Annotated in this window: 22 protein-coding genes; 13 read left to right on the top strand and 9 right to left on the bottom strand. The window is 53.1% G+C overall.

The window, feature by feature from the left end; all coding sequences use genetic code 11:
- Positions 1 to 53 precede the first annotated feature (53 nt).
- Complete coding sequence (locus ACO2Q8_RS11640; RefSeq protein WP_423344982.1) at positions 54 to 695, top strand: carbonic anhydrase; 642 nt, start codon at positions 54 to 56, stop codon at positions 693 to 695.
- A gap of 60 nt (positions 696 to 755) precedes the next feature.
- Here the strand turns inward: ACO2Q8_RS11640 and ACO2Q8_RS11635 are convergent, their stop codons facing one another.
- Entirely contained in the window at positions 756 to 1,454 is a 699-nt protein-coding gene (locus tag ACO2Q8_RS11635; protein ID WP_423344981.1) for a hypothetical protein, read from the bottom strand.
- A 268-nt stretch (positions 1,455 to 1,722) separates the two neighbouring features.
- Between ACO2Q8_RS11635 and ACO2Q8_RS11630 the strand changes: the two genes are divergently transcribed.
- On the top strand, positions 1,723 to 5,952 hold the full coding sequence (locus ACO2Q8_RS11630) for a two-component regulator propeller domain-containing protein (RefSeq protein WP_423344980.1): 4,230 nt from the start codon (positions 1,723 to 1,725) through the stop codon (positions 5,950 to 5,952).
- Positions 5,953 to 6,256: 304 nt separating this feature from the next.
- On the opposite strand, the gene ACO2Q8_RS11625 is transcribed toward ACO2Q8_RS11630, so the two are convergent.
- On the bottom strand, positions 6,257 to 7,513 hold the full coding sequence (locus tag ACO2Q8_RS11625) for an asparagine synthetase B (RefSeq protein ID WP_423344979.1): 1,257 nt from the start codon (positions 7,511 to 7,513) through the stop codon (positions 6,257 to 6,259).
- A gap of 239 nt (positions 7,514 to 7,752) precedes the next feature.
- Here ACO2Q8_RS11625 and ACO2Q8_RS11620 point away from each other — a divergent pair, with 239 nt between their 5' ends.
- Positions 7,753 to 8,754 carry an ankyrin repeat domain-containing protein gene (locus ACO2Q8_RS11620; protein ID WP_423344978.1) on the top strand — a complete coding sequence of 334 codons (1,002 nt, stop codon included), beginning with the start codon at positions 7,753 to 7,755 and terminating at the stop codon, positions 8,752 to 8,754.
- Complete coding sequence (locus ACO2Q8_RS11615) at positions 8,751 to 9,314, top strand: hypothetical protein (protein ID WP_423344977.1); 564 nt, start codon at positions 8,751 to 8,753, stop codon at positions 9,312 to 9,314. Before ACO2Q8_RS11620 ends, ACO2Q8_RS11615 begins: the two co-directional genes overlap by 4 nt.
- Positions 9,315 to 9,390: 76 nt before the next feature.
- Here ACO2Q8_RS11615 and ACO2Q8_RS11610 read toward each other — a convergent pair whose 3' ends face one another.
- The 4 genes from ACO2Q8_RS11610 to ACO2Q8_RS11595 all read right to left on the bottom strand — a co-directional run bounded on the left by ACO2Q8_RS11610 (position 9,391) and on the right by ACO2Q8_RS11595 (position 13,073).
- Positions 9,391 to 9,627 carry a PspC domain-containing protein gene (locus ACO2Q8_RS11610; RefSeq protein ID WP_423344976.1) on the bottom strand — a complete coding sequence of 79 codons (237 nt, stop codon included), beginning with the start codon at positions 9,625 to 9,627 and terminating at the stop codon, positions 9,391 to 9,393.
- Between the two features lie 142 nt (positions 9,628 to 9,769).
- On the bottom strand, positions 9,770 to 11,920 hold the full coding sequence (locus tag ACO2Q8_RS11605) for an FUSC family membrane protein (RefSeq protein ID WP_423344975.1): 2,151 nt from the start codon (positions 11,918 to 11,920) through the stop codon (positions 9,770 to 9,772).
- 73 nt (positions 11,921 to 11,993) lie between these two features.
- Positions 11,994 to 12,218: a hypothetical protein gene (locus ACO2Q8_RS11600; RefSeq protein WP_423344974.1), complete on the bottom strand. Its 225-nt coding sequence runs from the start codon at positions 12,216 to 12,218 to the stop codon at positions 11,994 to 11,996.
- Between the two features lie 498 nt (positions 12,219 to 12,716).
- On the bottom strand, positions 12,717 to 13,073 hold the full coding sequence (locus ACO2Q8_RS11595; protein WP_423344973.1) for a DoxX family protein: 357 nt from the start codon (positions 13,071 to 13,073) through the stop codon (positions 12,717 to 12,719).
- Positions 13,074 to 13,167: 94 nt separating this feature from the next.
- On the opposite strand from ACO2Q8_RS11595, the gene ACO2Q8_RS11590 reads away from it, so the two are divergent.
- The 4 genes from ACO2Q8_RS11590 (at position 13,168) to ACO2Q8_RS11575 (ending at position 15,056) form a co-directional block, all read left to right on the top strand.
- On the top strand, positions 13,168 to 13,515 hold the full coding sequence (locus ACO2Q8_RS11590; RefSeq protein ID WP_423344972.1) for a winged helix-turn-helix transcriptional regulator: 348 nt from the start codon (positions 13,168 to 13,170) through the stop codon (positions 13,513 to 13,515).
- A gap of 79 nt (positions 13,516 to 13,594) precedes the next feature.
- Positions 13,595 to 13,861: a type II toxin-antitoxin system RelE/ParE family toxin gene (locus tag ACO2Q8_RS11585; RefSeq protein WP_423344971.1), complete on the top strand. Its 267-nt coding sequence runs from the start codon at positions 13,595 to 13,597 to the stop codon at positions 13,859 to 13,861.
- Between the two features lie 9 nt (positions 13,862 to 13,870).
- Positions 13,871 to 14,185 (top strand): HigA family addiction module antitoxin, encoded by a 315-nt coding sequence (locus tag ACO2Q8_RS11580; RefSeq protein ID WP_423344970.1) that lies wholly within the window; start codon positions 13,871 to 13,873, stop codon positions 14,183 to 14,185.
- Positions 14,186 to 14,213: 28 nt separating this feature from the next.
- Positions 14,214 to 15,056, top strand: coding sequence for a hypothetical protein (locus ACO2Q8_RS11575; RefSeq protein ID WP_423344969.1), 843 nt, complete (start codon positions 14,214 to 14,216; stop codon positions 15,054 to 15,056).
- A gap of 59 nt (positions 15,057 to 15,115) precedes the next feature.
- Here ACO2Q8_RS11575 and ACO2Q8_RS11570 read toward each other — a convergent pair whose 3' ends face one another.
- Positions 15,116 to 15,520: a hypothetical protein gene (locus tag ACO2Q8_RS11570; protein ID WP_423344968.1), complete on the bottom strand. Its 405-nt coding sequence runs from the start codon at positions 15,518 to 15,520 to the stop codon at positions 15,116 to 15,118.
- 132 nt (positions 15,521 to 15,652) lie between these two features.
- Between ACO2Q8_RS11570 and ACO2Q8_RS11565 the strand changes: the two genes are divergently transcribed.
- The 3 genes from ACO2Q8_RS11565 to ACO2Q8_RS11555 all read left to right on the top strand — a co-directional run bounded on the left by ACO2Q8_RS11565 (position 15,653) and on the right by ACO2Q8_RS11555 (position 19,081).
- Positions 15,653 to 16,666: an AraC family transcriptional regulator ligand-binding domain-containing protein gene (locus ACO2Q8_RS11565; RefSeq protein ID WP_423344967.1), complete on the top strand. Its 1,014-nt coding sequence runs from the start codon at positions 15,653 to 15,655 to the stop codon at positions 16,664 to 16,666.
- A 153-nt stretch (positions 16,667 to 16,819) separates the two neighbouring features.
- Complete coding sequence (locus ACO2Q8_RS11560) at positions 16,820 to 17,926, top strand: AI-2E family transporter (RefSeq protein WP_423344966.1); 1,107 nt, start codon at positions 16,820 to 16,822, stop codon at positions 17,924 to 17,926.
- A 30-nt stretch (positions 17,927 to 17,956) separates the two neighbouring features.
- The gene (locus ACO2Q8_RS11555; RefSeq protein WP_423344965.1) at positions 17,957 to 19,081 is read left to right on the top strand and encodes a P1 family peptidase; all 1,125 of its coding nucleotides are present in this window, start codon (positions 17,957 to 17,959) and stop codon (positions 19,079 to 19,081) included.
- A gap of 3 nt (positions 19,082 to 19,084) precedes the next feature.
- Here ACO2Q8_RS11555 and ACO2Q8_RS11550 read toward each other — a convergent pair whose 3' ends face one another.
- Together ACO2Q8_RS11550 and ACO2Q8_RS11545 are read right to left on the bottom strand one after the other, a co-directional pair.
- Positions 19,085 to 20,137 carry a methyltransferase gene (locus ACO2Q8_RS11550; RefSeq protein ID WP_423344964.1) on the bottom strand — a complete coding sequence of 351 codons (1,053 nt, stop codon included), beginning with the start codon at positions 20,135 to 20,137 and terminating at the stop codon, positions 19,085 to 19,087.
- 79 nt (positions 20,138 to 20,216) lie between these two features.
- Entirely contained in the window at positions 20,217 to 20,762 is a 546-nt protein-coding gene (locus tag ACO2Q8_RS11545; RefSeq protein ID WP_423344963.1) for a DUF4833 domain-containing protein, read from the bottom strand.
- 153 nt (positions 20,763 to 20,915) lie between these two features.
- Between ACO2Q8_RS11545 and gldG the strand changes: the two genes are divergently transcribed.
- Both gldG and dnaN read left to right on the top strand, forming a co-directional pair.
- A complete protein-coding gene (gldG, locus tag ACO2Q8_RS11540) occupies positions 20,916 to 22,571 on the top strand; it encodes a gliding motility-associated ABC transporter substrate-binding protein GldG (RefSeq protein ID WP_423344962.1) in 1,656 nt (551 codons plus the stop codon).
- Positions 22,572 to 22,743: 172 nt separating this feature from the next.
- Positions 22,744 to 23,865, top strand: coding sequence for a DNA polymerase III subunit beta (gene dnaN / locus ACO2Q8_RS11535; RefSeq protein ID WP_423344961.1), 1,122 nt, complete (start codon positions 22,744 to 22,746; stop codon positions 23,863 to 23,865).
- Positions 23,866 to 23,939: the final 74 nt, after the last annotated feature.

Genomic DNA, 23,939 nt, shown 5'->3' with positions numbered 1-23,939 from the left:
GCTCCGAATGGCCGTGTGTCGTACTTTAATGGCCTACTATTTAACACCTATCCATGACTATTGAGCGCGTTTTTCAGAACAACGAGAAGTGGATTGCCGATAAACTGGCGATTGATGAAAACTACTTCAAGAACTTATCGAAGGGCCAAAGCCCTGAATTTCTGTACATTGGCTGCTCCGACAGCCGCGTGACGGCCGAAGATATCATGGGCGTTCAGCCCGGTGACGTGTTCGTGCACCGCAACATTGCCAACCTGGTCAACAACGTCGATTTGAACGTTATGTCGGTCCTGAATTATGCAGTCCGGCATTTGAAGGTCAACCATGTGGTCGTATGCGGGCATTACAACTGCGGGGGCGTCAAAGCGGCCATGCAGGCCGTCGACATGGGCATTCTGAACCCGTGGCTGCGGAACATCCGGGATGTATACCGGCTGCACAAAGAGGAACTGAACGCGATTGCGGACCTGGATGCGCGGTACAACCGGCTGGTCGAGTTGAACGTCGAAGAACAGTGCTTTAACCTGATCAAAACGGCGGCTATTCAGGAAGCTTTCCGCGATCGGGGTCTTAAAGTACACGGCTGGGTGTTCGACATCTCTACCGGGCGGCTGATCGATCTGAAAATCGATTTCGACAAGAAGCTGGAAGCCGTTCGGGAGATTTACAACCTGTACGCCGAAGAAGTACACTAAAAATCGAATTCTCTGTAACCCCCTGTTTTCGATTCTGGTTTTCCTAGCGAAGGCAGGAGGTTACAATGAACCATGCGGAACGAGCCGAAACCGGTAGCGTAAGGCCATGCTTTGCGTAAGAATATCCGGTAAGGGTTCTTGTTGCTGCTCAGCAGCCGGTTTAACCCAATCCGACCATGCCGTTGATTCTTGCGGACGTTTGGGTAATTTTAGTTGAAAATCGACCGTATAATTGCGAACAAATACGCGCAGTTGCCATTTGTTGACTTCAAGCGGTGTTGTCCCCCACGGCAGAATCATCCAATTCCCTTCTTCTCGGACGTGCATAGGCTGGAGCGATTCGAAATCCTGACCAATATATTGGAATTCTACCAGCGAGTCGATGGCTGCGCCGTTCAGGTATGATTTAGTGAAGCGCACCTCCACATCCAGCTCCGGCCGATGATCCGGATAATTGAGCGTTTTGGGCTGATCCTCCGACCAGATCAGGTAGACCACAACCCAGCCAATAAGGGCTGCGCCATCAAAAATCTGGAGATAACGCAGATACGTACCCGTAACAAACCGCTGGGCCAGCCACCAGACCAGAAAAAACCCAAAAAAAGAGATCAGAAAACCAAACCAGGTTCCGAAGTACGCGACTCCCAGACTGCCCTCGCCCGACCCTTTATGCATCGAAAAAAAGACACCCGCAAAAACAAAGAAAAACAGCGGGGCTATGCACAGGCTGGTAATGAATAAGGTGAGAAATCGTTCCATAATTCCCAAAGTAAAGAATTGGTTATCGGGCATTTAAGCGGGAATGAACTGCAAGTCGGATCGAATAAATAACCGGGCGAAAAAAAATAATACCTCACAAAACGCTGGTCTGGCCGAATTGACGGACTTAGGAGTCTGAATCCGGAACGTCCAACCATTCCGGCTGGATATTATGCACGGTTTTTGATATAAAATAGTGGCATTACCAGACAAGATTATATTTTGCCAGGATTGCCTGGGAGCCGTTAAACCGTTCAATGGGGTTAGTATGAAATTTATAAAGTGCATCGCTTTTGTATTCCCGTTCTTCATTCTGCTGGTTACTGCCCAGGCGAATCCAATCCGGTTCAAATACTTGACAACCGACGATGGTCTTTCCCAAAGCAACGTCACGTGCATATTGCAAGACAAGCGGGGCTTCATGTGGTTTGGTACGCAGGATGGCCTCAACCGCTTCGATGGGTATACGTTTACCGTATATCGGAATGATCCACGAAAAAGCAGGAGCCTGAGTCATAATTTCATTCTGGCCTTGTACGAAGACCGAAAAGGCCGTATCTGGGTGGGTACTGAAGATGGCGGATTGAGCCGGTTCGATTCGGAAACGAACTCTTTTACCAATTACCAGCACACCGAAACCGGTAGCGGTAGTCTGAGTTTCAACCGGGTCAAGAGCTTGACGGAAGACCGGCAGGGACATTTGTGGATTGGTACGGAAGGCGGAGGACTCAACCGCTTCGATCCGGAACGGGAAGTATTTATAGCCTACCGTCATGATCCGGCAAAACCGGGTAGCCTGAGCAGCGATGTGATTAACGACGTGCTGGTGGATGCGCAGGGGCGGGTTTGGGTGGCCACGGCAACCAGCGGGCTGGACGTGCTGGACCAGGTTACGAACACGTTCCGACATTTTACCCACAAGACTGCCGACCCAGCTTCCTTGAGTAACAACCAACTGACGGCCCTTTTGGAAGATTCGCAACACCAGCTTTGGATCGCAACGGAAGGCGGGGGCTTAAACCGACTGAATCCCGATGAACAAACGTTTACCCATTACCGTCATAACCCACGGAATGCCAACACCATCGGCCACGATGATGTCATCTCGCTGGAAGAAGATCAGGCCGGAAACCTGTGGATTGGCACCCGCAACGGGGGAATCAGCGTCCTAAACAAAGTTCGTACCGGTGTAAGCCGGTATTTACACGACGAAAACAACCCGCAGGGCCTGAATAACGGATCGATTTATGCGATTTGCCGGGACCGGCAGGGCAATATGTGGGTGGGAACCTACAGCGGAGGAATTAATTTTTATGATCGGCAACCACCGAAATTTGCCCTGTACCGGAAAGAAAAGAACAACCCCAACAGCCTGGCCAATAACAATGTCCTGTCGGTCCTGGAAGATTACCAGGGACGGATCTGGCTGGGAACGGACGGGGGCGGTCTGAATTGCCTGGATCGAAGCACCAATCGGTTCATAAGCTACCGGTACCGCCCCGGTGATGCGCGCAGCCTGGGCAGCGATTTTGTGATGTGCGTATACGAAGACCGTGACCATAACCTTTGGACCGGTAACTTCAAAGGCGGTTTAAGTCTATGGCAACCGGCGACGGAAACGTTTTCCAATTTTTCCAAAACCAACGATGCCCGGGGAATCAGTCACGAAACCATTTGTGCGATCGTGGAAGACCGGGAGGGCTACCTCTGGCTGGGCACGCTCGGGGCCGGTATCAGTCGCTACGACCGCAAAACCGGCCTGTTTACGCATTACCGGCCAAACCCGAACCAGCCCGGCAACCTCACCCACGGCACTATTCGTGCCCTCTACTGCGACCGTCAGGGCACACTGTGGATCGGTACAGAAGGGGGCGGTTTGCATCGGTATGACCACAAAACCGGCCTGTTTACGGTGTACAAGTACAATCGGAACCGACCCGGTAGCCTCAGCAACAACCTGGTCAATCAGATCTTTGAGGATCGGAATGGAACATTGTGGGTCGGAACCGACAGCGGGCTGAACCGATTCGATGCTCAAAAACAAGTGTTCACCATTTACCGCCAGCCCGAGGGTCTACCCAACGATGTGATTCAGGGTATTGCAGAAGACAACCATAAAAACCTGTGGATCAGCACAAATAAAGGACTTTGTTACTTTAATCCACGAACGAAACAATTCCGGGTCTATGGGGTCAGCGATGGGTTACAGGGCAATTCATTCAACCGCCAGTCGGTATTCGCCAGTCCGCAGAGTGGACTGTGGTTTGGCGGAACCAACGGGTTGAACCGCTTTTATCCGGACAGCCTGCGCGACAACCCCACCGTTCCGCCGGTTTTTATTACGGATTTTCAACTTTTCAACCAACCGGTCGTGATCGGCGCATCAGATTCGCCCCTGCGGAAAAGCATCAGCGAAACCGACGAGTTGACGCTGGACTACCGGCAGTCGATGATTACGTTAAAGTTTGCCGCGTTGAATTATTCACTGCCGGAGAAAAACCAGTATGCCTACAAGCTGGACGGTTTTGACCGGAACTGGATTTATGCGGGGCAGACCCGAACTGCCACGTATACCAACCTCGACCCGGGGGAGTATGTGTTCCGCGTGAAAGCCTCCAACAATGACGGCGTCTGGAACGAACGGGGCACCTCCCTGCGCATCATCATTACGCCCCCCTACTGGCAGACCTGGTGGTTCCGAACGGCACTCGGGCTGCTGATTTTGCTGGTGATTTACGGATTATACCGCTTCCGGATCAAAGCAATCGAAGCACAGAAAAACGCGCTGGAAGAGCTGGTTGGCGAACGGACGGCCGAGGTGCTGGTTCAAAAAGAGGAATTGCAGAGCCAGTCGGAGCACTTGCAGGCACTGTTTGAGGAAATTCACGAACAACGTGCACAGGAACAACTGGCCCGGGAGGAAGCCGAAAAAGCCAACCAGGCCAAAAGTATCTTTCTGGCTACGATGAGCCACGAAATCCGGACACCCATGAATGGCGTGCTGGGGATGACGTATTTGTTGCAGGAAACCGAACTCACCGAAGAACAGCACGAATACGTCGATACGATTCACCAGTGCGGCACCAACCTGCTGGGCGTCATCAACGATATTCTGGATTTTTCAAAGATCGAATCCGGCAGTCTGGAGTTGGAACAGCAGGATGTAGATTTACGGCATTGCGTGGAAGACGTACTTGACCTGTTTGCCAGCAAAGCCGCTCAGATGGAACTGGATCTGCTCTACGAAATTGAACACCCGGTCCCGACGCAAATCATCGGCGATGCGTTGCGGCTCCGGCAGATTCTAATCAACCTGGTCGGGAATGCCATCAAATTTACCGAACGGGGCGAAGTATTTGTCAGCATCGGCGTCCACCAGAAGCTCAGTGAACAGGAATTGGAACTGGAATTTCGGGTGCGGGATACAGGCATCGGCATTCCGGAAGACAAGCTGCAACGGCTTTTCAAGGCCTTCTCGCAGGTCGATTCGTCGATGACCCGCAAATATGGCGGTTCAGGCCTGGGGCTGGCCATCAGCGAACGGCTGGTCAAACTCATGGGCGGCTCCATATGGGTCGATAGCCGGGAAGGAATGGGAACGACGTTCAGCTTTACCATCCGGTGTGCAGTCAGCCAGCAGGCCCAGCGACAGTACATTTTCTTCAATACCGGCGAAAACGAAGGGAAACGAATTTTGCTCGTCGACGACAATGCCACCAACCTGACCATTTTGAAATCCTATTTTGAAGAATGGAAGCTGGTCGTGGTGACGGCTTCATCGGGCAAGCAGGCGCTGAGTATGATGACACACGAATCGCCCTTTCATCTGGTCGTTACCGACATGCAGATGCCCGAAATGAACGGCGTTCAACTGGCGCGGGTGATCCGGAGCCGGAACCTGCCCGTACCGATTATTCTGCTCAGTTCCGTTGGGGAAGAAACCCGTAAAGCCTACCCGGAGCTTTTCTCCGCGGTGTTGACCAAGCCCGTCAAGCAGCAACAACTGTTCGATGTGGTGCAGAAACAGTTGAAACAGTCGGGCGATCCGCAATCGCCTGCGGCCAAAACCGGTCACCGTTCGCTTTCGGATACCTTCGCGAAGGAGTACCCGTTGCAGATTCTGATTGCCGAAGACTATCCGGCCAACCAGCGGCTGGCGCTGAATATTCTCGGCAAACTGGGCTATCAGCCCCATCTGGCCCAAAACGGACGCGAAGTGCTCGATCTGGTGCAACGCCGGTTTTACGATGTGATCCTGATGGATGTGCAGATGCCCGAAATGAACGGCCTGGAAGCGACCGGGTGTATCCGGCAGCAAGCCGGTCCGCAACCGATCATTATTGCCATGACCGCCAACGCCATGGCCGACGACCGCGAAGAGTGCCTGCGTGCCGGGATGGACGATTACATTGCCAAACCCATCGTGGTGGAAGAGTTGAAAAACGCCTTGCAACAGGCTGCCCTCCAACGTCAGGCTCCGACATCTCCCGAAGCCTGACCACCAACGGCTGCAACCCACAAGCCTGAAAGGCTTGCCCGTGGATAACCCCGGGTGCAACCCGGGGCGAGTGCAGGGTGATGGGCTGCTCCGGCATCGCCAGGCTATCCTCCCCCATCCAGTATCCCGTCCTCGCGCCCCGTCTGACGATCCGCCCGCCCACCCGCCCCGGGTTGCACCCGGGGTTATCCACGGGCAGGCCCGCCGGGCCTGGGGCGGGGTAATGAGCTCCCATCCAGCATCCAGCCCGCACCCGGGGTTATCCACAGTCTGGTCCTGCGGATCTGGAGTGTCCGGATATCAATCAGGTTTTTCGTTTTTTCTTTTTGGCGGAGGGAAACAGCACGTTGTTCAGGATCAGCCGATAGCCGGGCGAGTTGGGGTGCAGGTTCAGGTCGGTGGCCATCCGCCAGCCGCCCCCCCGGGTGCCTTCGGGATCGTGGCCGCCGTAGAAGGTCCACTGGCCCATACCCACTTCGCCGTAGATGTACCGGTCGGAGGAAGGGCTGGTACCCATCACGAGCACATTCGGTTTGACGGTACTTTTGCGGAAAGCCGTCGTCTGGCCGTGAAACTCCTTAATGTTCGACTCGTGGTTTTGGACCAGCATGGCCGGAATCATGTCCCATTTAGCCGAAAAGTTGAACAAACTGAAATAGCCCGAAGGCTGATCCCAGCCGCCAAACCGTCCTGCTGAACTATTGATGTCGGAAAACGCCATGCCGCCGTAGCCATTGTCAAGCTCCAGCGTGAAGTTGTGAAAGGCAACGGTTTTGTCGAAATCGAGTTTCGACTGCGCATTCGGATCGACACCATCGCCGTCGTAGGTGCTGCCGACAATATCGACGCCCTCGGCGGCCAGCGCAATGTCGAAGGTTTCGGCCCCCGAACACATCGCGAACAGGTATCCGCCCCCGGCGCAGAAATCCCGGATTTTTTTAGCCACCGCCAGTTTCATCTGCGATACTTTCGGGAAGTTGAATTTTTTGGCAATGTCTTCCTGGGCTTTCACATCTTCAGTCGACATCCGGCGGGTATTCCGGCCATATTGTCCCGTAAAATCCTCGTGGTGCAGGTGCAGCCAGTCGTATTTGACCAAATCGCCTTTCAGAATTTCTTCGTCGTAAACCACCTCGAACGGAATCTCGGCGTATTTCAGCACCAGCAAAACCGCATCGGTATTCTCAAATTCAGACGGGCTGACCTTGATCGGTGAGTAGACTACAATCTTGGCCGCCGACACCAGCTTGACGGACGCCATGTTCAGATCGGGATTGGCAATCTGCTGCTGAATGGTATTGGCTTCGGCATCCGAGATGATGTCGAACGAAATGCCCCGCACCCGGCACTCGGTTTCGACCGTCGGACTGTGTTTGATCAGAAAGCTGCCGCCCCGGTAGTTCAGCAGCCAATCGACCTCCAGCCCGGCTTTCAGTACAAAGTAGGCAATCCCGTAGGATTTAAGGTGGTTTTTCTGGCGGTCGTCCATCGGAATCAGGATGGAGTTGGCACGGGCGGCTATCGACAGAAGGAGCAGCAGGAGCGTGAGAGATCGTTTCATAACGGAATGGTTTTCCTGGAAAGGGCGGAACGTAAAAAACTCACTGTCTTTCAGATACCTAAGTTACTTTAAGTTTGTTCAAAAACCGTCACGCAACTGATTAATTTCTGCCGGAAATCTATTGAATGAGACGTCCCGCCGGTTGGGATTCGTGGGCTAAAACCGGCACTGGTTGGTTGAAGACCGCCCGTTGTTGATTGTCAATAGCTTCGGGCGGTTTTTGTGCGGAGTTTTGAAGCATGAAAACGATCACCATTACCAACTGGATTCTGATCGGGCTATACGGCCTGCTGGTTGTTTATACCCTGATGAACGTAAACCGTTCGGGCAACGATGCGGCCGGTCGGGGCATGGAAACGGGCTTTGCCTTTCTCGGCGCTTTTATTCTGGCGGCCCTTTTCGGATTGAACCTTCTCCCCTATCGGGCGCTCAAAATCATCATTCTGATCGTTCTGGCGCTGCCCTTGCTGATCATCGTCTACAATATCATCAGCAACTACTTCACCATGCAGGAGCAAAACCGGGCGGAGGAAGCCCGCAGCAATGGCTCCTTCTTTTTTGACGACCAGCCGCGCCGGGAAATCGCGGCTGCCATTGCCACTTCCGATACCATTCGGCTTCAGGCGCTTCTTCAGAAACCGGTTCCGCAACTGAACGAATGCGGCTATCAGAACACGACGCTGCTCGATTTTGCCGCCCAGAAAGCCGTCGAAGTCAATGCCTCGACGTCCAGTCTGCGGTGTATGGAAATGCTGCTGGAGAAGGGCGCGACCATTCAGGGACCAGATTCGGTGCATACGCCCACCCATATTTTGATCTGTCAAACCGGGTCTGTGGCGTTGCTGGAGTGGTTTTTGAAAAAAGGAGCCGACCCCAATGCTCAGGCCTACGAGTCGAGTCCGATTCTGTTCGAGGTGATGCAATATGATAAAGACCGACTGGAAAAAGTGAAACTACTGCTGAACTACGGTGCCGACCCGGATGCCCTGTCAGCCAGCACTGGCTACGCCATCAAACCGTTGTATACTCCGCTGATGTACGCAGCCTTCGAACAATTGTGGGATGTCTGTCATCTTCTGCTGGAACGGGGCGCTGATCCCGACTATCGCACCCCGCAGGGCGATGACCTGCCGAAAGTCATGAAAATGCACGAGGAGTTGTACGCCGATGTCAATGATATCCCTGCGACGTTTACATCATTTAAAAACTACCTGGAAACAAATTCAGCCGGAAAATTATGATGCAGAGTCTGATTCTGAGCGGGCTGCTCGGACTGTCCATCTTTGGTTATCGAATGGATACGATGCAACAAAATGCGATTGGCCCGGCCCTATCGGGGAAAGATTCGGTCGTCCGAACGGTGACAGGCTTCCTGAGCTGGTATAAAAGCCATGCTGATTCGATCAGCCGAATTATCCTGGTCGACCAGAAACCGGGTAAAAATTACGCGGTAAATTTCAAAAACGGCGAGAAATACCTGACTTACCTCCGTAGCAGCCAGCGACTGACCGACCGGTACCTGAACGAATGGCGGCTTTATTTTCGGGAACGACAACAGGGCTTTCAGCTCAGCCCGCAGAACGAAGGGCCACCGACCGGTTTTGAATACGATCTGGTGTTGCTTAGCCAGGAAGTCGATACACAACTGGCTTCATTGAACAAGCTAAAAATTGAAAAAGTGACGGTTCGAAAAGACCGGGCCAGCGTTGAAGTTGACTTGCTGGCAAATTATGAATTCAGGCTTGTACGCCAAAACGGCGTCTGGCGAATTGATGAAATTTTGAATCTGAGTGCTGAATAAATAGGGTTATTGTAGGGATAGGATCACAAAAAAACGGGCCTATTGAGCCCGGTTTTTGTATAATCGGTGGGTGATGTTACGAATGATACGGATGCTGGTCGGGTCGGGCCTCGTAATACCGCTGGCCCTTGGGCATCACGATCCACAAAACGATGTAGATCAGAACGATGGGAATAGGGTTCGGGATAATGAGCGTCAATACGAAGAAAAGACGAACCCAAACTTTATCGATACCGAAATATTCGGCCAGTCCGGCGGCTACGCCCCCTAACATGGATTCGGACGGAATGCGGTGCAACTGTTTCGTTGTCATGGCTTTATTAGTTTAGTTGTTTACTGTTTCTGTTATTTCTACTGCGATTGTTGATTCAAAGGTACTAGGTTATACCAAGTAGTCAATTCAGTTTGGGTTAAATGGATACGGGCTTCCATGACAGGACTAAAACCGGGATGGTTCAGGCCAGAATGGTGTCGGTGAGTTTGCTGATATCGTGACTAAGCTTCTGGATAAATTCCAGTTGTTCCTTCAGCGCCCGGTCGTCGAGGGGCAGGCTTTCCGGCTTGTCGGACGACACCGGTTCGGCGGTGGGTGGCCCGAGGGTGGTTTTCGCGGGTTTGGGGTCAAACCGCTTCAGGCTTTCGGTCAGGACCGTTAGCGAGCGCCGGACCGGTTTCAGCATATCGGGTGGGCAGACAACGGGGCGCTCCATTCCCAGCCGGGCCGACGTAATGGTGGCGATGTTGGACGATAAAATGTGGTTTAGCACCACAAATTCATGAATTTCGCTCCGGTGCCACTGTTTGCTCTGTGGCTCCGAGGTCATCCGTTGAAAAGCCGCCGAGAGGTTGGCCGAATTGACATATACCTCCTTCCGGGTCAGTTTGTAGTCGGTCAGGCTGAGCGGTTTTCCCGCCAGGCTGTCGGCCAGCATACGCAGGTAATTGCGGTTGGCTTCCAGCACACCGCGCAGCAAACCCTTGAGTTGTTGCGATTCCCAGCGCGGGAACAGGTAGCTGGCGGCAAAGGCGATGACGCAGCCAATCAGCGTATCGAGCACGCGTTCTTCGGCCAGGTTGAGGCCTCCCAACCCCAGAAACCGGAGTAAGATCAAAATGTAGGGCGTCATCAGAATGACCATGACGATGTAGTTGACCCGCTGGAAACTGTACGCGCCGATCATGAGCACGAGCATCACCCAGAATAAACCGGTCAGGCTCGGAATAAACATAAGCAGCCCCGCGCCGATCAGTCCGCCGATGACGGTGCCGATGATCCGTTCGTAATTGCGTTGTTTGGTCAGGCTGAACGCCGGTTTCAGGATCACCGAAACCGTCAACAAAATCCAGTAGCCGTGATGTCCGTAGGCAATCAGTTTGGCCACCACAAAACCGACCAGACAGGCAATCATGACCCGCAGCGAATGCCGGAAGATGGACGAACTGAGCGTCAGGCTATTCAGGATCAGTTTCGGGTCGATTTCCTGATGTGACACAAACCGGGCGTATTCGGTGACCCGGTTTGGTCCCGGTTTTTCGCTTTCGTCGTGGGGCGAATACGTGTGAATGTCGGAGAGCCGCTGGTTGAGGTTGCGGAGGCTGATCAGGATTTTTTTCAGGACGAAATTGCTGCCGTCTTTATCCTGTTTACCAATCTCATCAATGTTTACTTTCAGCCGTTCGAGGTGCCGCATCAGGTCGGTGCGGCTTTTGTAAGGTCGGTTTGACTGAATGGCCAGCCCGATGTAATCCAGTTCAACCGCCAGTTGCCGGATTAGCCGCGCGATTTCGTCCAGAATACCGGTTTTTCCAAACCGTTCCCGAATCGAGGCATAATCGTAATACATCGCCACGATCTGCTCGTACAGATCGACCACATCGCCGAAGGTCAGCACCAGCAACCGGCCCGTCCGGGTCGATTCTTTTAGGATCACCCGGGTTTTAAACAAGATTTCCCGCACGGCATCCTGTTTCTCGCTAACAAAGGTCTGCTGGGCCACCAGTTTCCGGTAATCCTCCTGCAAATCCGTCCGAACGCTATAAAATTCAGCCTTGATCGTCAGGAATTTGGCAATTTCGTGAATGCATTCCCCCAATGCCTGCTGAGCGGCCCGGTACGGCAGCAAACGCGAAAACGTAAGGCTAATAGCGATGTACCAGCACCCGCCCGCCAGCACCAGCGCGCCGTATTGCCAGATTTCGACCGGTTTGAGTTCGCGGTCCATCATCAAAATCATCGCCAGCAAGCCCGCTGTACCGATAGAGGTGGTCCGGTTGCCATATAGGGCAAACATGGAAAAGAAGAAGCTGAACAGGGCAATTTCCAGGCCCAGCAGCCAGGTATTCATCCGGACAAAACCGGTAATGAGCGACACCAGCACGACGAGCAGCAACCCAGCCAGCATGCCGTTTCGCCGGTGCGTGACGGGACCGGGGGCATCCGTAATGCTGACCCACAAAGCACCCAGCGAAATCGGCAGGCCGGTTTCGAAGTGCCCAAACTGGTAAAAGAGAACGGAAGGAATCAGGATGGCCAGCGTGATTCGCAAACCATCCGAGAAATGCTGACCCGAAAGAAAATACCGGACTTCCCGGATCTGTCTTTTCATGTTGGCAAGGTAGGCGGTATTACCCTTCCAACCAACTCATACCGGGAGAATGAGAACGAAAACCGAATGTGGCTTACCGGACGGCAATGGGATAGCCCGCCCGTTCGAGTTGCTGAACCCACTGGGGTGGCACCACCGCGTAATGCCGTTTGTCCAGCCGGATGATGCTGTGCCGTTGGCCGGTGCGTTTGTCGATGCACTGCCGCCGGTCGAGGGCGTCGGCGATGCAATCGAACTGGGGAAATGATTTCAGGAAATCGGCTGATTCAGCTTGTTGTTGGGTTAATGGCAATGACATACACTCGTAACGAAAAAAGCGGTTACTAACAGCGTTAAAATTCGATTCAGGAATGTTACGGTGAAATCAAACCGGTTGGAGAAACCGTTACTTCTTCAGTTCCATCAAACGTACAAACCGGGAACTGAAACAGTCTTACAAAGTTAACGAAGCTATTGAATAAATACAACAAGTGTGTGCCACTAAATTTTAGATAGCAATGGTACTTTACAAGTATTTTATACCTTTTGCTAACTAAATGCTATAAAAATACATAGTCAGCGAGGCTTGTCAACTCATTTTTATGAAATCCTTATAGACAAAAAATTTACTATTTTCTCTGCGTCTATACTACACAATAAAAAGACCGGTAGTCCGAAAACCCGAATAGTGCCGGGGTGCACTTTTGGTCATACGTACACCCCGGCGCCAGGCAGAAAGATTGCTTTAGAAGACCGTTTACACCGTTTCCTACCTCTAAATGAATGACAACGGTTTTCCTCGTTCGTGAAGAACCGCTTAAAAGCGATACCAGGCCACCGCTGCCGACAGCACAAAAAGAATCGTTAGTACGGGCAGTACCTTGTACTCCTTCTTCTTAAAGTGTACAGCCGTTGCCCCGACCATAACCACGCAGAAACCCAGAGCGGACACCGAGGTCAGAAAAGGCAACACATTGAGCCAGACCGGCAGAACAATGCCGATGCTGCCGAGAATTTCCATCGTGCCGATAAATCGGACAGGTGTGGCTGAGCCCTCCGGCGCAATTTTGTGTTCGGCGATTAACTGTTGTTTTGAGATCCGAAGTTTGTTGATGCCCATCAACAGAAAAAATAAGGCCAATCCGGCCTGTACGATCCAAATGAGAAGTTCCATAATACTTTTTGTTCGTTGGATAGACAAATTACCGTGACTTGGTATAGTTTTGTTATCAGTTACAGAAAGTATACCGGTATCAAAAAGGATAGCGATGACAGAGCATACATTAGAAAGCTGCTCCCGCAGTCGGCGTGCGATTCAGGACACGCTGGAAATCATCCACGGCAAATGGAAACTCCCCATTCTGATCACGTTGGAAAGCCGTCCGTTCCGGTTTAAGGAACTCGCCCGCGAAATCGGCATTACACCCCGGATGTTGTCGAAGGAATTGCAGGAGTTGGAACTGAATCAGTTAGTGAAGCGGACGGTGCTGGAAACTCGCCCCATCAGTGTGGAATACGCCATTACGGACTACGGACTGACGTTCAAAGAAGTGCTGGAAGCCATGCGAAACTGGGGCATGAAACACCGCCGGAGGATTATTCAGGATGGGGAGTGATTGTTGATGATTCAACAAAAGGGACGAAATCATGTATTATCACGCCCGTATTGTGTAATATTACATATTACGTTCTGCTATGATCATAAATTTTCGGCATAAGGGGCTTCAATTTTATTACGAAGAAGGTAATGGCTCAAAGTTGCCAGCAGCGTATTTAAGAATTTTCGACCAATTGGAGGCCATCACATCAGTTAGCGATATTCAACAGATGGGTTCTGGCATTCATAAGCTGACAGGAGATCTGGCAGATTTTTGGTCCGTTACCGTTACGCCAAATTACCGGATCATTTTCCGGTTTGCCGACGGTGACATTTATGACGTTGATTACATCGATTATCATTGAACAAAAACCATGATCAAACGCGGTTTGCCGCCGGTACATCCGGGCGAGATTTTACGGGAAGAATACATTAAAGAGCGAAGCCTGACCATTACAGAAGTAGCGAAAGGCCTGGGCATTGCTCGCGCCAATTTATCGGCTATCGTCAATGAGCGTGCCGGTATCAGCCCCGAATTGGCGGTTAAATTGTCCGAAGCCTTTGGGAATACCGCCCAGTTTTGGGTTAATCTGCAAAAAAATTACGAGCTATGGCACGCTGAGCGTAAGGTTAACCGCGCTCTTATCCAGCATTTCAGCCAGCCGGGGGCGGGGTTACAGTCAACTTAGAAAGATTTTATAGGCTTTTACGGTTGTTATGAAGCGGGATTATTATTCAGTCAGGACGGGCAAACTCCAAATTGATCCTAAACTTAATTTGGATATCCTCAAACGCCTGTTTCTAGTTCTTTATAAGAAGTATGATAATACTGGATATTTTCAAAAATACTTCGGTTACTACTGCGTCGACAGTGAAGATGTACCTGGAGAATTAGGTGCTGATATTGAAGCTGTTCTGTTTCTGCATATTAAAAAGGATTATTTGTGGCCTATTGATAAGAAAATAATTGACTACAGCGAGGGAGATCTTTTTGATATAATTGAGTTCTTGTACGATCATATTTCGAAACCAATCGACGGATATTACCATAGGTTTTCAGGTTGTGGGTGGCACTATCATGAATTCGACGATATAGCTGGACGTCAAGCCCTTAGAGAGGAGATAAACCATATTTTAAAAGACTACGAAGAAGGCTATGAACTTTCAGAGACAGGGGAAGTACTTATTCTACCAGATGCTGGAATGGCCGAATTGCTTAAAGCTGAGATTCCAACAACCGATGAGCAGAACATTAAGAGGTTAATAGAAGGTGCTATTTTAAAATTTCGGAGACACAAATCAACATGGGATGAAAAATTAGATGCAATCCGTGATTTAACGGCCGTACTAGAATTTACCAGGGACGAAGCTAAAAAACATTTAACAAGGGCGGACGAAGCAGACCTATTTAATCTCGCAAATAACTTTGGAATCAGACACCACAACGCTAACCAGAAAACGGACTATGACAAAGCAATCTGGTATCGCTGGATGTTTAACTATTACCTGAATACAATTCATGCATTACTCCGAATTATCAGGAAAGCTGAAAACAATTAGTTTTTGTGTAAAGGCTCGTACTGTATGCTGATTGCAGTACGAGCCTTATTAATAATAAATTACACAGTCAGCGTCACATTCTTCGTTGAAAAAACCGCTCGCAATCCGACCACTTGCGCGACCGCCAGGGCGACTAGGATCGCCGTGTCCAGTAGCAGCAGTTCAAAGGCCAGGACGGAAAGCGTTGGTCCCCAGAACAGCGTCTCCAGGTAAAAACCGGCCAGCAACAGGTTCATCGCCACGATCACCTGAATTAGTCGCCGGGATTGGGCGGGGCGCAGGGCCGCGTAGGTCGCCAGCCCCGACAGAAGCAGTAGCTCAGCACCCAACAGCAGCGGCCGACCACCCGCCATTTCGTCCAAAAACGGCAGTTTATTACCCAGAAACAGAAAGGCAAGGGCGCCCACTTCGGCAAAAATCACATTGGCCCACAGGGCTTTCGACAGCAGGGTTGTCTTTTTCATACATGTATTTGTTTTAGTGATAAGACAAAGGTAGAATCGCTCCGCCGGGCTGGGCTTACCCGAAAGCGCCAATCGGTTACCAGTTGACGACAACCGCATCCGGGCAGCGCAAATCCCGTGTACCTTTACGGCATGGAAAATCCGCAAAACCGACTGGCGCTCAGTTTGCTGGCGTATGCCGCCCAGAAAGACGTAGCCCCCGAAAGACTGGCACAAGTCTCACACATTGATTTACAGGCGCTTCGCACAAATCCGGCCGAAACCTTAACCCCCAAACAATTCGGTGATCTCTGGCTAAACGCCGTCCACCTGACGGGAGACCCGTTGTTTGGGCTGCACTTTGGCGAGTCGCTGCAACTGGCGGCTTTGGGCGTGGTGGGGCAGTTGGTGCAAAGCTGCGCGACGGTCGGCGAGGCTCTGACACACGCGGCTGCCGCCCTGCACCTGATCACGGATGCGGTGCGGATGCAGGTGGCGCAATCCGACCGCTCCTTCACGGTTCGGTTTCTGCCCGATCCGGCGCTGGAAAAAGCACCGGTTTTGCAGCAGATGCTGGAATTGTTCATGGTTTTCACGCTGCACGAAGCCGACGGCCTGGTGCTGAAGAAAATCAGCCCGCTGGCCGTTCGGCTACCGTACGAACTGTCGAATCCCGGCGAGTACGAGCGCGTGTTACGGGGCCGACCGGAGAAAAAACCAGGTGAATATGCCCTGGAGTTTGACCGGCGGTACTGGGACGAACCCATTCTAACTGCCAATTACGAATTGCAGAGCCTGCTGCTGAAGAAGGTCAATGAGCAAAACCGGCACTTCGAGCAGGCGAAGGCCCTGAACGAACGCATCAGTCACTACCTGCTGACGAATGCGTACCTGGGCATTCCGACCCTGGAACAAATGGCGGCCAATTTCAACACCAGCCCGCGCAGCTTGCAGCGGAAATTGCAGGAAGAAGGCGTTACGTATCAGCAGGTGGCCGATTCGATCCGGAAAACGCTGGCCGTCAATTACCTTTCGTCGGGCCGCTATCCGGTGAAAGAGATTTCCTACATTCTGGGGTACAACGAGTTAAGTGCCTTCAGTCGGGCCTTCAAACGCTGGACGGGCACCACACCCGCGCATTACCAGAAAGGACGGTTTTCTGCATAATGAAAAACCGGTTCCGCTTGATCGTTTAGGGCAATCCGTTACATTTGTCAATACCGCCGATCCTTCCGGCCCGATTGCTTCCTGAGTTCGGTTTTTGGTACAGAGAGGGAAAGAAGGAACGGTAATCACAGCACTGTCACAAAACCGCCCACTATGCCATCGGTTACACCCCGACCGTTCTACCACCAGCTTTCGCACAATTTGCTGGCTATTGGCCTGATTCTGACCGGTTTTTACCTGGGCCAGGACATTATCGTGCCGTTTCTGATGGCGGGGCTGCTGGCGGTTTTGCTGCGCCCGGTCGAAGCGTGGCTCATCCGGCGGGGTGTTCCGAAAACCGTTGCGATCAGTCTGGCGCTGTTGCTTGCAATTGTGTTGCTGGCCGGTCTGACCATGCTGCTGTCGATGCAGATTGCCAATTTTACCGACGACTGGCCGAAATTGAAGCGGAACCTGAATGACTTTTACCGCGACACCCGGCGGTGGGTCCGGCGAGAGTACAACGTCAGCTACCGGCAACAAGACCAGTACCTCAAAAAAGCCCAGGACCAGACGATGGATACCCTGCAAGGACCCGGCTCGCTCGATGCCATCACCGGGCCGCTGGGCACGCTGCTGATCCTGCCGATTTACATTTTTCTGCTCCTGTATTACCGGACGATGCTGATTCAGTTTACGATCCGGCTGTTTGCCGACCAGCACACCGAACGGGTGCGCGAAGTGCTGCGCGAAATCCGGGCCGTCATCCAGAGTTACGTGGTTGGGTTGGTGGCCGAAACCGCCTGTGTGGCCGTGCTCAACTCGGTCGGTTTGCTGATCCTGGGTGTTCAGTATGCGGTGTTGCTGGGCGTCATTGCCGCCATCATGAATTTAATTCCGTACATCGGCGGGCTGGTGGCCACAGCGCTGGCGGTGGCCGTCACGTTTGTTAATCACCCCGAACCGGCCACGCTGGCGGGCGTCGTGGCGGTTTTTCTGGTCGTTCAGTTTATCGACAACAACTTTCTGGTGCCGATGATCATCGGCACCAAAGTCCGGATCAACGCGCTGGTGTCCATCGTGGGCGTGCTGCTCGGCGGGGCGCTGGCGGGCGTTTCGGGCATGTTTTTGTCCATTCCGATCATTGCCATTCTGAAAGTCATCTTTGACCGCGTCGAGGGCCTCGAACCCTGGGGCATCCTGCTCGGCGACCAGACCACCGAAGAAGACATCAACAAAATGCTGCGGCTTCGGCGACGAAAAAAGAAGATCCCGCAGTAAATTTGCAGTTCGTTTCCTATCTTGGGAAACATGAAACCAACGTTCCGCCTGCTGATCACGGCCCTTTTTCTGCTGGGCTCGTCTATTCTTTTTGCCCAAACCGCCCAACGTCCCCGCGCCTACGGCATCCGCTTCGGGGTGTTGCCGACGGGACCGCTCAACGCCATCACCGACGTGCCGGGCGTACGGGTCGGGCAGGTGACGTTGCAGGAAGGACAGAGTGTTCGGACGGGCGTGACGGCCATTTTGCCTCATGACGGTAACCTGTTCCAGCAGAAATGCCCGGCGGCTATTTACATTGGTAACGGTTTCGGAAAATTGGCGGGCTACAGCCAGGTCGAAGAACTCGGTACGCTCGAAACGCCGATTGTATTGACCAATACGCTGGGCGTGCCGACAGCCGCCGACGCCCTCATCGACTACACCCTGGCACAACCCGGCAACGGGCAGGTCCGTTCGCTCAACCCGGTCGTGGGCGAAACCAACGACGGCGGCCTGAACGACATCCGGAGCCGCCCGGTTACGAAAATGCACGTGCTGGAAGCCATCCGGCAGGCCAAAACCGGACCGGTGGAAGAAGGCAACGTCGGGGCCGGAACCGGCACGGTTTGCTTCGGCTTCAAGGGCGGAATCGGTACGGCTTCCCGCAAACTCCCGGCTTCGCTCGGCGGCTACACGGTGGGTGTATTGGTCCAGACCAACTTCGGCGGGGTGCTGCAAATCGCCGGGGTGCCGGTCGGCATCGAATTGGGCAAGTTTTCGTTTAAGGAAAAGCTCGATGGTTCCTGCATGATGGTGGTGCTGACGGATGCGCCCCTGGATGCTCGCAACCTGAAACGGCTCGCCAAACGCGCCTTCCTGGGCCTGGCCCGAACAGGTGGCATCGCGTCCAACGGCAGCGGGGATTACGTCATCGCTGTTTCGACCGCCAACCGGATTCCGAACAGCTCCCAATCCTCGTTCGACGAACTGAAAGTCTTGCGGAACGACGACGCGTCGCCCTGCTTTCTGGCCGCCATTGAAGCCACCGAAGAAGCCATCATCAACTCCCTTTTTGCCGCCCGCACCCTGACCGGTCACCGGGGAAGCCGGGTCGAGCAGCTTCCGGTGGATAAAGTGGTCGAAATCATGCGAAAAGCCGGGCAGGCCAAATAACCGCTACGGTTTTCGCGCCCAGATCAGGCCGTAATCCATCTGGGTCGGGATGTTCTCATCGGTCGATTCCAAATCGGCCGCCGAAAACCACTGGCGGTATTCATTTCGGCTGTAGCATCGGCCTTTGGTTCCCCAGAACAACTGAGCCGAATAATCCGTCACGGCCAATGGGCCGTCGAGTTCATCGTTCAAAAAGGCATCATGCACCCAGAGTTGTCCCCCAGGCCGGAGGGCGGCTGCGAAGCGGTGGGCGAGCAACTGGCAGGTATCAGTCGGCCAGTCGTGGAACAAACTGGCGGCCAGCAGTATATCAGTTTTGGGCAATTCATCCGTCAGCATATCGCCGGGGAGAAAGGTGACCCGATCCCGGACGGTTTCGGCCCCCGGACGACCGCTTTGGGAAAACTCGTCGAGCAGTTCAGCGGCCACGGCCAAAACCGCCGGGCGGTCGAGCAGGGTTGCCGTGGCATCCGGATTCAGCAGCAACCATTCGTAAGTGTAAAAACCGGTGCCACCGGCCACGTCGAGCAAGTGACCATCGGTTTTGGGTAGACTGGCAGCCACGATTGGCGACAGCTTTCGGGCGCGTCCGGCCAGGCCGAGCGTAAACATCCGCGACAGTTCAGCGTCGTCCATTGGCGAAGGTTCATCGCCGTCTTTCACGTACGAAATCCCGTGGGGCGTTTCCAGCGGACCGTCGTTCCGGAGTCGAACCGCCATTTCAACCGCGCCCGGATCGTCTTTCTCCAGGCCTACATACCCAATCAGATTTGGCGTCTGTTCCTGCGTCAGATACCGGCCTAACGCGGTGATCTGCAAATCGCCGGTTTCGGAATATTCAAGCATTTCCATCGCACAAAGCGCCGGAAACAATACGCTAGCCGGGCGTTCCTTCAAGCCCAGGCGCTGGCGGAGTTCGGTGATGGAAAGCGGGCCATCGCTGAGTTCTTCAAAAACGTTCAGGTGATGAACGGCGGCAATGAGCAGTCGGGAGCCAAACATGGCCCGCAGGTGGCGGGTAATCGGCGCAAGGTCGAGAGAAGCGGTTTCCGGCATGGTGGTCAGGGTTTCGTTGTTACCAGCAAAGATAGCAAGGGCATCGAAAGCCGCGCCGGTTTCTGCTTTTCCGGTTTCTTTACACCATCATTCGTTCGTAAATCGGTGTACCGGTGACAGGGTCGACGCCAAACAATTCGACGTACCGCACTTTTGGGATTAGCCCCGATTCGGATTCCAGTTGGACAAAAACCTTTTGCAGACAGGCTTTGCGTCCATTGATGGTCGTCAGCGCAACCGGTTTTCCATGTTGAAGGTCCACCCAGATCAGGCGCTTCTTGAAGGCATTGAGTTGAATTTCGAAGCAGTCGGCTTTACAATCCAGGGCCTGGTGCTTGTAACCGTACGCCATTTTCCACTGAAAAAGCGACAGTTTCTCGCGCTGCCCCCGCTCGGCGTACCGAATCCAGTAAACATTCACCGGCTCGTTGGGGTCCAGACGACGACCCGCCAGCATATTTGCTTCGTAAATGACGGTGTTGGCATTGTTGCTCCGCTGGATGTAAAACAGGCGGGTCGGCGAGGACGGCGGCACCGGAAATTCGTTGCCACCGGCAAAAGCCCTGCTGCCGAAACCGGCTAGTTCCAGCAGCAGGACGAGAAGGAGTGCGTGTGCGTAGCGCATGACAAGTAGTTCAGTAGTATGTTGTTTACAGCCCTAAGACCGCTATCATGGTTCTCCCCCCTACGCCGGGAAAGAAAAAATTAGCCGGTAATGAATCTGACTTTTTTCTTCTACTTTCGTACCACTCAACTGCTTTCAGCGTTTTACGCAGATATGAAGTCATTTTTGTTTCGTTTCGGCATCGTGTTGGCTGCCTTAGTGGCGGTTAACCTATTGTCGTCCTTTTTATTTTTCCGGGTCGATTTAACCGAAGAAGGGCGGTATACGCTGTCGGATGCCACGCAGAATTTACTGGCGAATCTCGATGATGACATTCACGTCAATGTCTACCTGACGGGCAACCTGCCCCCCGGTTTTAAAAGGCTGGAAACGAGCATCCGGGAAACGCTGGCGGAGTTCCAGGCCCGAACCGACCAGACGCTAACCTACCGATTTATCGACCCAACCGCTAACCCGAACGAAAAGGAACGGACCGCTTTCCAGACGCAATTGCTGCAAAAGGGCCTGACGCCCACCAACCTGAACTTCAGCAGCGAAGGCAACCAGCGGACCGAGCAACTGATTTACCCGTGGGCCATCGTCTCCTACCAGGGGCGCGAATTACCGGTTTTGCTGCTGCGCGGAAATCGCACGAATTCAGCGGAAGAGCAACTGAATCAGTCGATTGAAAACGTCGAATACGAACTGGCGTCGGCCATCCGGCGACTGACCGTGAAGAAAAAGAAACTCCTTGGCGTGGCGGTTTCGTACACCGATGTCGAACCGCTGCGGATGTCGGACATCCTGGCGACCTTGCAGGAGTTTTACGTCATCAAGCTGATTGATTTACAAGCATCCCGTGATCTGGTTGGCCTCGACGGCCTGATTGTGCCCAAGCCCGACCGGCCGTTTTCGGAAGCCGATAAATACAAAATCGACCAGTTTGTGGTCAACGGTGGCAAGGCGCTGTTTTTTGTCGACGGCCTGAAAATCGACAGCATCGGGCGGGAAGGCACCTACGCCCAACCCCTCAACCTGAACCTGAACGACCTCTTTTTTCGCTGGGGCGTCCGGGTCAACAACGACATTATCAAGGACTTAAGTTGTGCTTTGATTCCGCTGAACGTCGGCAACATGGGCGACAAACCGAACGTGCAACTGCTGCCCTGGCGGTTTTTTCCGTTAATCAACAATTTTGGAAGGAACCCAATAGTCCGGAATCTGGATGCGGTTTACAGCCGGTTCACGAGTACGCTCGATACCGTGCAGGCCGTGGGCGTCGCCAAAACGCCCCTGTTGCTGTCGTCGCAGTACACCAAAATCCTGAAAGCGCCCGCGCTGGTGAGTTACAACGAAGCCCGGCAGCAGCCCGACCCGCGCACGTACGACAGCGGGGTGCAACTCATCGCCTGTCTGCTGGAAGGGCGGTTTCAGTCGTTGTACGCCAACCGCATCCTGCCCGGCGACCCGCGCGCGGCCACGTTCAAGGCGCAGGGCGAACCGTCGAAAATCGTGATCTGCTCCGACGGCGATCTGCTCATCAACGACATTAATTACCGGACAAACACCCCCTACCCGCTCGGCTACGAACGCTTCTCGAAAAACACCTTTGCCAACAAGGATTTCGTGGTGAACGCGGTCAATTACCTGCTGGACGACAACGGCATCATCGCGGCCCGAACCCGGCAAGTGACGCTCCGACCGCTCGATAAAATCCGGCTTCGGGAGGAGCGGTTTTCCTGGCAACTCCTGAACCTGCTGGGGCCGCTGGTTTTGGTTGGTTTTGTGGGCGTTATCTGGCAATTCACCCGCCGGAGGAAGTATGTGTAGAAGATTTGAAGTTGTTACACAGGGTTTATCAGAGAACATCAGAGTTTATCAGAGAAAAACCCTGTGTAACTCTGATATTCTCTGATAAACTCTGTGTAACAACCCTCCTTCATTTCCACAATTTTTCCTACTTTTGTTCTTATTGGACAAACGGCCCCAAACAAAATTGCATATGAAATTTATCGTTTCCTCCTCCGTACTCCTCAAGCAACTTTCAGCCATCAACGGTGTGGTGGCAACGAATCCGATCGTCCCGATTCTGGAGAATTTTCTCTTCAAACTCGACAATGACACCCTGACGGTGACGGCTTCGGATCTGCAAACGACCATGATTACCAACATCACCGTGGAGTCGTCGGAGAAGGGAGCCATTGCCATTCCGGCCAAACTGCTGCTCGATACGCTGCGCGGGTTGCCCGAACAACCGATTACCTTCAACGTCAACACCGAAACGTTCGGGACCGAAATCCTGACCGACAACGGCCGCTATAAACTGTCGGGCGAAAATCCGATTGACTTTCCGAAAATCCCGGCCGTCAACCGCAACCTGGCTGTTGAACTGTCGTCGGACGCCCTGCTGAGCGCCATCAACAACACGGTTTTCGCGACCAGTACCGACGACCTGCGTCCGGCCATGACGGGGGTTTACCTCCAGTTGACCGAAGAAAGCGCCACATTTGTTGCCACCGACGGTCACCGCCTGATCCGCTACCGCCGGACGGACATTAACTCGCCGAGCAGCACCTCGATGATCATTCCGCGCAAGGCGCTGACCCTGCTGAAAGCCTCGCTGCCGGAAGACACCGTCGTGCGGGCGGAATTCAGCCAGTCGAACGCTTCTTTCACATTTGGAAACACGCAAATGATCTGCCGGTTGATCGACGAGCGGTTCCCGGATTTTGAAAACGCCATTCCGGTCAACAACCCGAACATCATGACCATCGGCCGGACGGACATCCTGAACTCGTTGAAGCGGATCATGATCTACGCCAACCGGACGACGCACCAGATACGGCTGTCGCTCAAAAACAACTCGCTGACCATCTCGGCCGAAGATTTGGACTACAGCAACGAAGCGAATGAAAAACTAAGCTGTGATTACGACGGTGATTCGCTGGAAATCGGTTTCAACGCCCGGTTTTTGACGGAAATGCTCAACAACCTGAGCGCCAAGATGCTTTCGTTCGAAATGTCGGCCCCTAACCGCGCCGGTCTGATCATCCCCGCCGACAAGGAAGAACACGAAGACATCCTGATGCTGGTCATGCCGGTGATGCTGAATACGTACGCATAGTCTTGAACCTGGATTACGCGGATTAAAAGATTAACTACGATTGGCTACCGCAATCCTTTTATCTTTTATGTCCC

It is taken from the genome of Larkinella sp. VNQ87 (assembly GCF_049445795.1).
Taxonomy (GTDB): Bacteria; Bacteroidota; Bacteroidia; order Cytophagales; family Spirosomataceae; genus Larkinella.
This window is presented reverse-complemented; position numbering and strand designations above follow the sequence as displayed.

Excerpts from the sequence above, each read along its gene's own strand:
- ACO2Q8_RS11585 (WP_423344971.1), top strand. The coding sequence starts at position 13,595 with ATGATCATAAATTTTCGGCATAAGGGGCTTCAATTTTATTACGAAGAA.
- ACO2Q8_RS11595 (WP_423344973.1), bottom strand. The coding sequence starts at position 13,073 with ATGGAACTTCTCATTTGGATCGTACAGGCCGGATTGGCCTTATTTTTT.
- ACO2Q8_RS11610 (WP_423344976.1), bottom strand. The coding sequence starts at position 9,627 with ATGACAACGAAACAGTTGCACCGCATTCCGTCCGAATCCATGTTAGGG.
- ACO2Q8_RS11560 (WP_423344966.1), top strand. The coding sequence starts at position 16,820 with ATGCCATCGGTTACACCCCGACCGTTCTACCACCAGCTTTCGCACAAT.
- ACO2Q8_RS11640 (WP_423344982.1), top strand. The coding sequence starts at position 54 with ATGACTATTGAGCGCGTTTTTCAGAACAACGAGAAGTGGATTGCCGAT.
- ACO2Q8_RS11620 (WP_423344978.1), top strand. The coding sequence starts at position 7,753 with ATGAAAACGATCACCATTACCAACTGGATTCTGATCGGGCTATACGGC.
- ACO2Q8_RS11630 (WP_423344980.1), top strand. The coding sequence starts at position 1,723 with ATGAAATTTATAAAGTGCATCGCTTTTGTATTCCCGTTCTTCATTCTG.
- ACO2Q8_RS11590 (WP_423344972.1), top strand. The coding sequence starts at position 13,168 with ATGACAGAGCATACATTAGAAAGCTGCTCCCGCAGTCGGCGTGCGATT.
- ACO2Q8_RS11625 (WP_423344979.1), bottom strand. The coding sequence starts at position 7,513 with ATGAAACGATCTCTCACGCTCCTGCTGCTCCTTCTGTCGATAGCCGCC.
- ACO2Q8_RS11565 (WP_423344967.1), top strand. The coding sequence starts at position 15,653 with ATGGAAAATCCGCAAAACCGACTGGCGCTCAGTTTGCTGGCGTATGCC.
- ACO2Q8_RS11555 (WP_423344965.1), top strand. The coding sequence starts at position 17,957 with ATGAAACCAACGTTCCGCCTGCTGATCACGGCCCTTTTTCTGCTGGGC.
- ACO2Q8_RS11545 (WP_423344963.1), bottom strand. The coding sequence starts at position 20,762 with ATGCGCTACGCACACGCACTCCTTCTCGTCCTGCTGCTGGAACTAGCC.
- dnaN (WP_423344961.1), top strand. The coding sequence starts at position 22,744 with ATGAAATTTATCGTTTCCTCCTCCGTACTCCTCAAGCAACTTTCAGCC.
- ACO2Q8_RS11600 (WP_423344974.1), bottom strand. The coding sequence starts at position 12,218 with ATGTCATTGCCATTAACCCAACAACAAGCTGAATCAGCCGATTTCCTG.
- ACO2Q8_RS11635 (WP_423344981.1), bottom strand. The coding sequence starts at position 1,454 with ATGGAACGATTTCTCACCTTATTCATTACCAGCCTGTGCATAGCCCCG.
- ACO2Q8_RS11580 (WP_423344970.1), top strand. The coding sequence starts at position 13,871 with ATGATCAAACGCGGTTTGCCGCCGGTACATCCGGGCGAGATTTTACGG.
- ACO2Q8_RS11605 (WP_423344975.1), bottom strand. The coding sequence starts at position 11,920 with ATGAAAAGACAGATCCGGGAAGTCCGGTATTTTCTTTCGGGTCAGCAT.
- gldG (WP_423344962.1), top strand. The coding sequence starts at position 20,916 with ATGAAGTCATTTTTGTTTCGTTTCGGCATCGTGTTGGCTGCCTTAGTG.
- ACO2Q8_RS11575 (WP_423344969.1), top strand. The coding sequence starts at position 14,214 with ATGAAGCGGGATTATTATTCAGTCAGGACGGGCAAACTCCAAATTGAT.
- ACO2Q8_RS11615 (WP_423344977.1), top strand. The coding sequence starts at position 8,751 with ATGATGCAGAGTCTGATTCTGAGCGGGCTGCTCGGACTGTCCATCTTT.
- ACO2Q8_RS11550 (WP_423344964.1), bottom strand. The coding sequence starts at position 20,137 with ATGCCGGAAACCGCTTCTCTCGACCTTGCGCCGATTACCCGCCACCTG.
- ACO2Q8_RS11570 (WP_423344968.1), bottom strand. The coding sequence starts at position 15,520 with ATGAAAAAGACAACCCTGCTGTCGAAAGCCCTGTGGGCCAATGTGATT.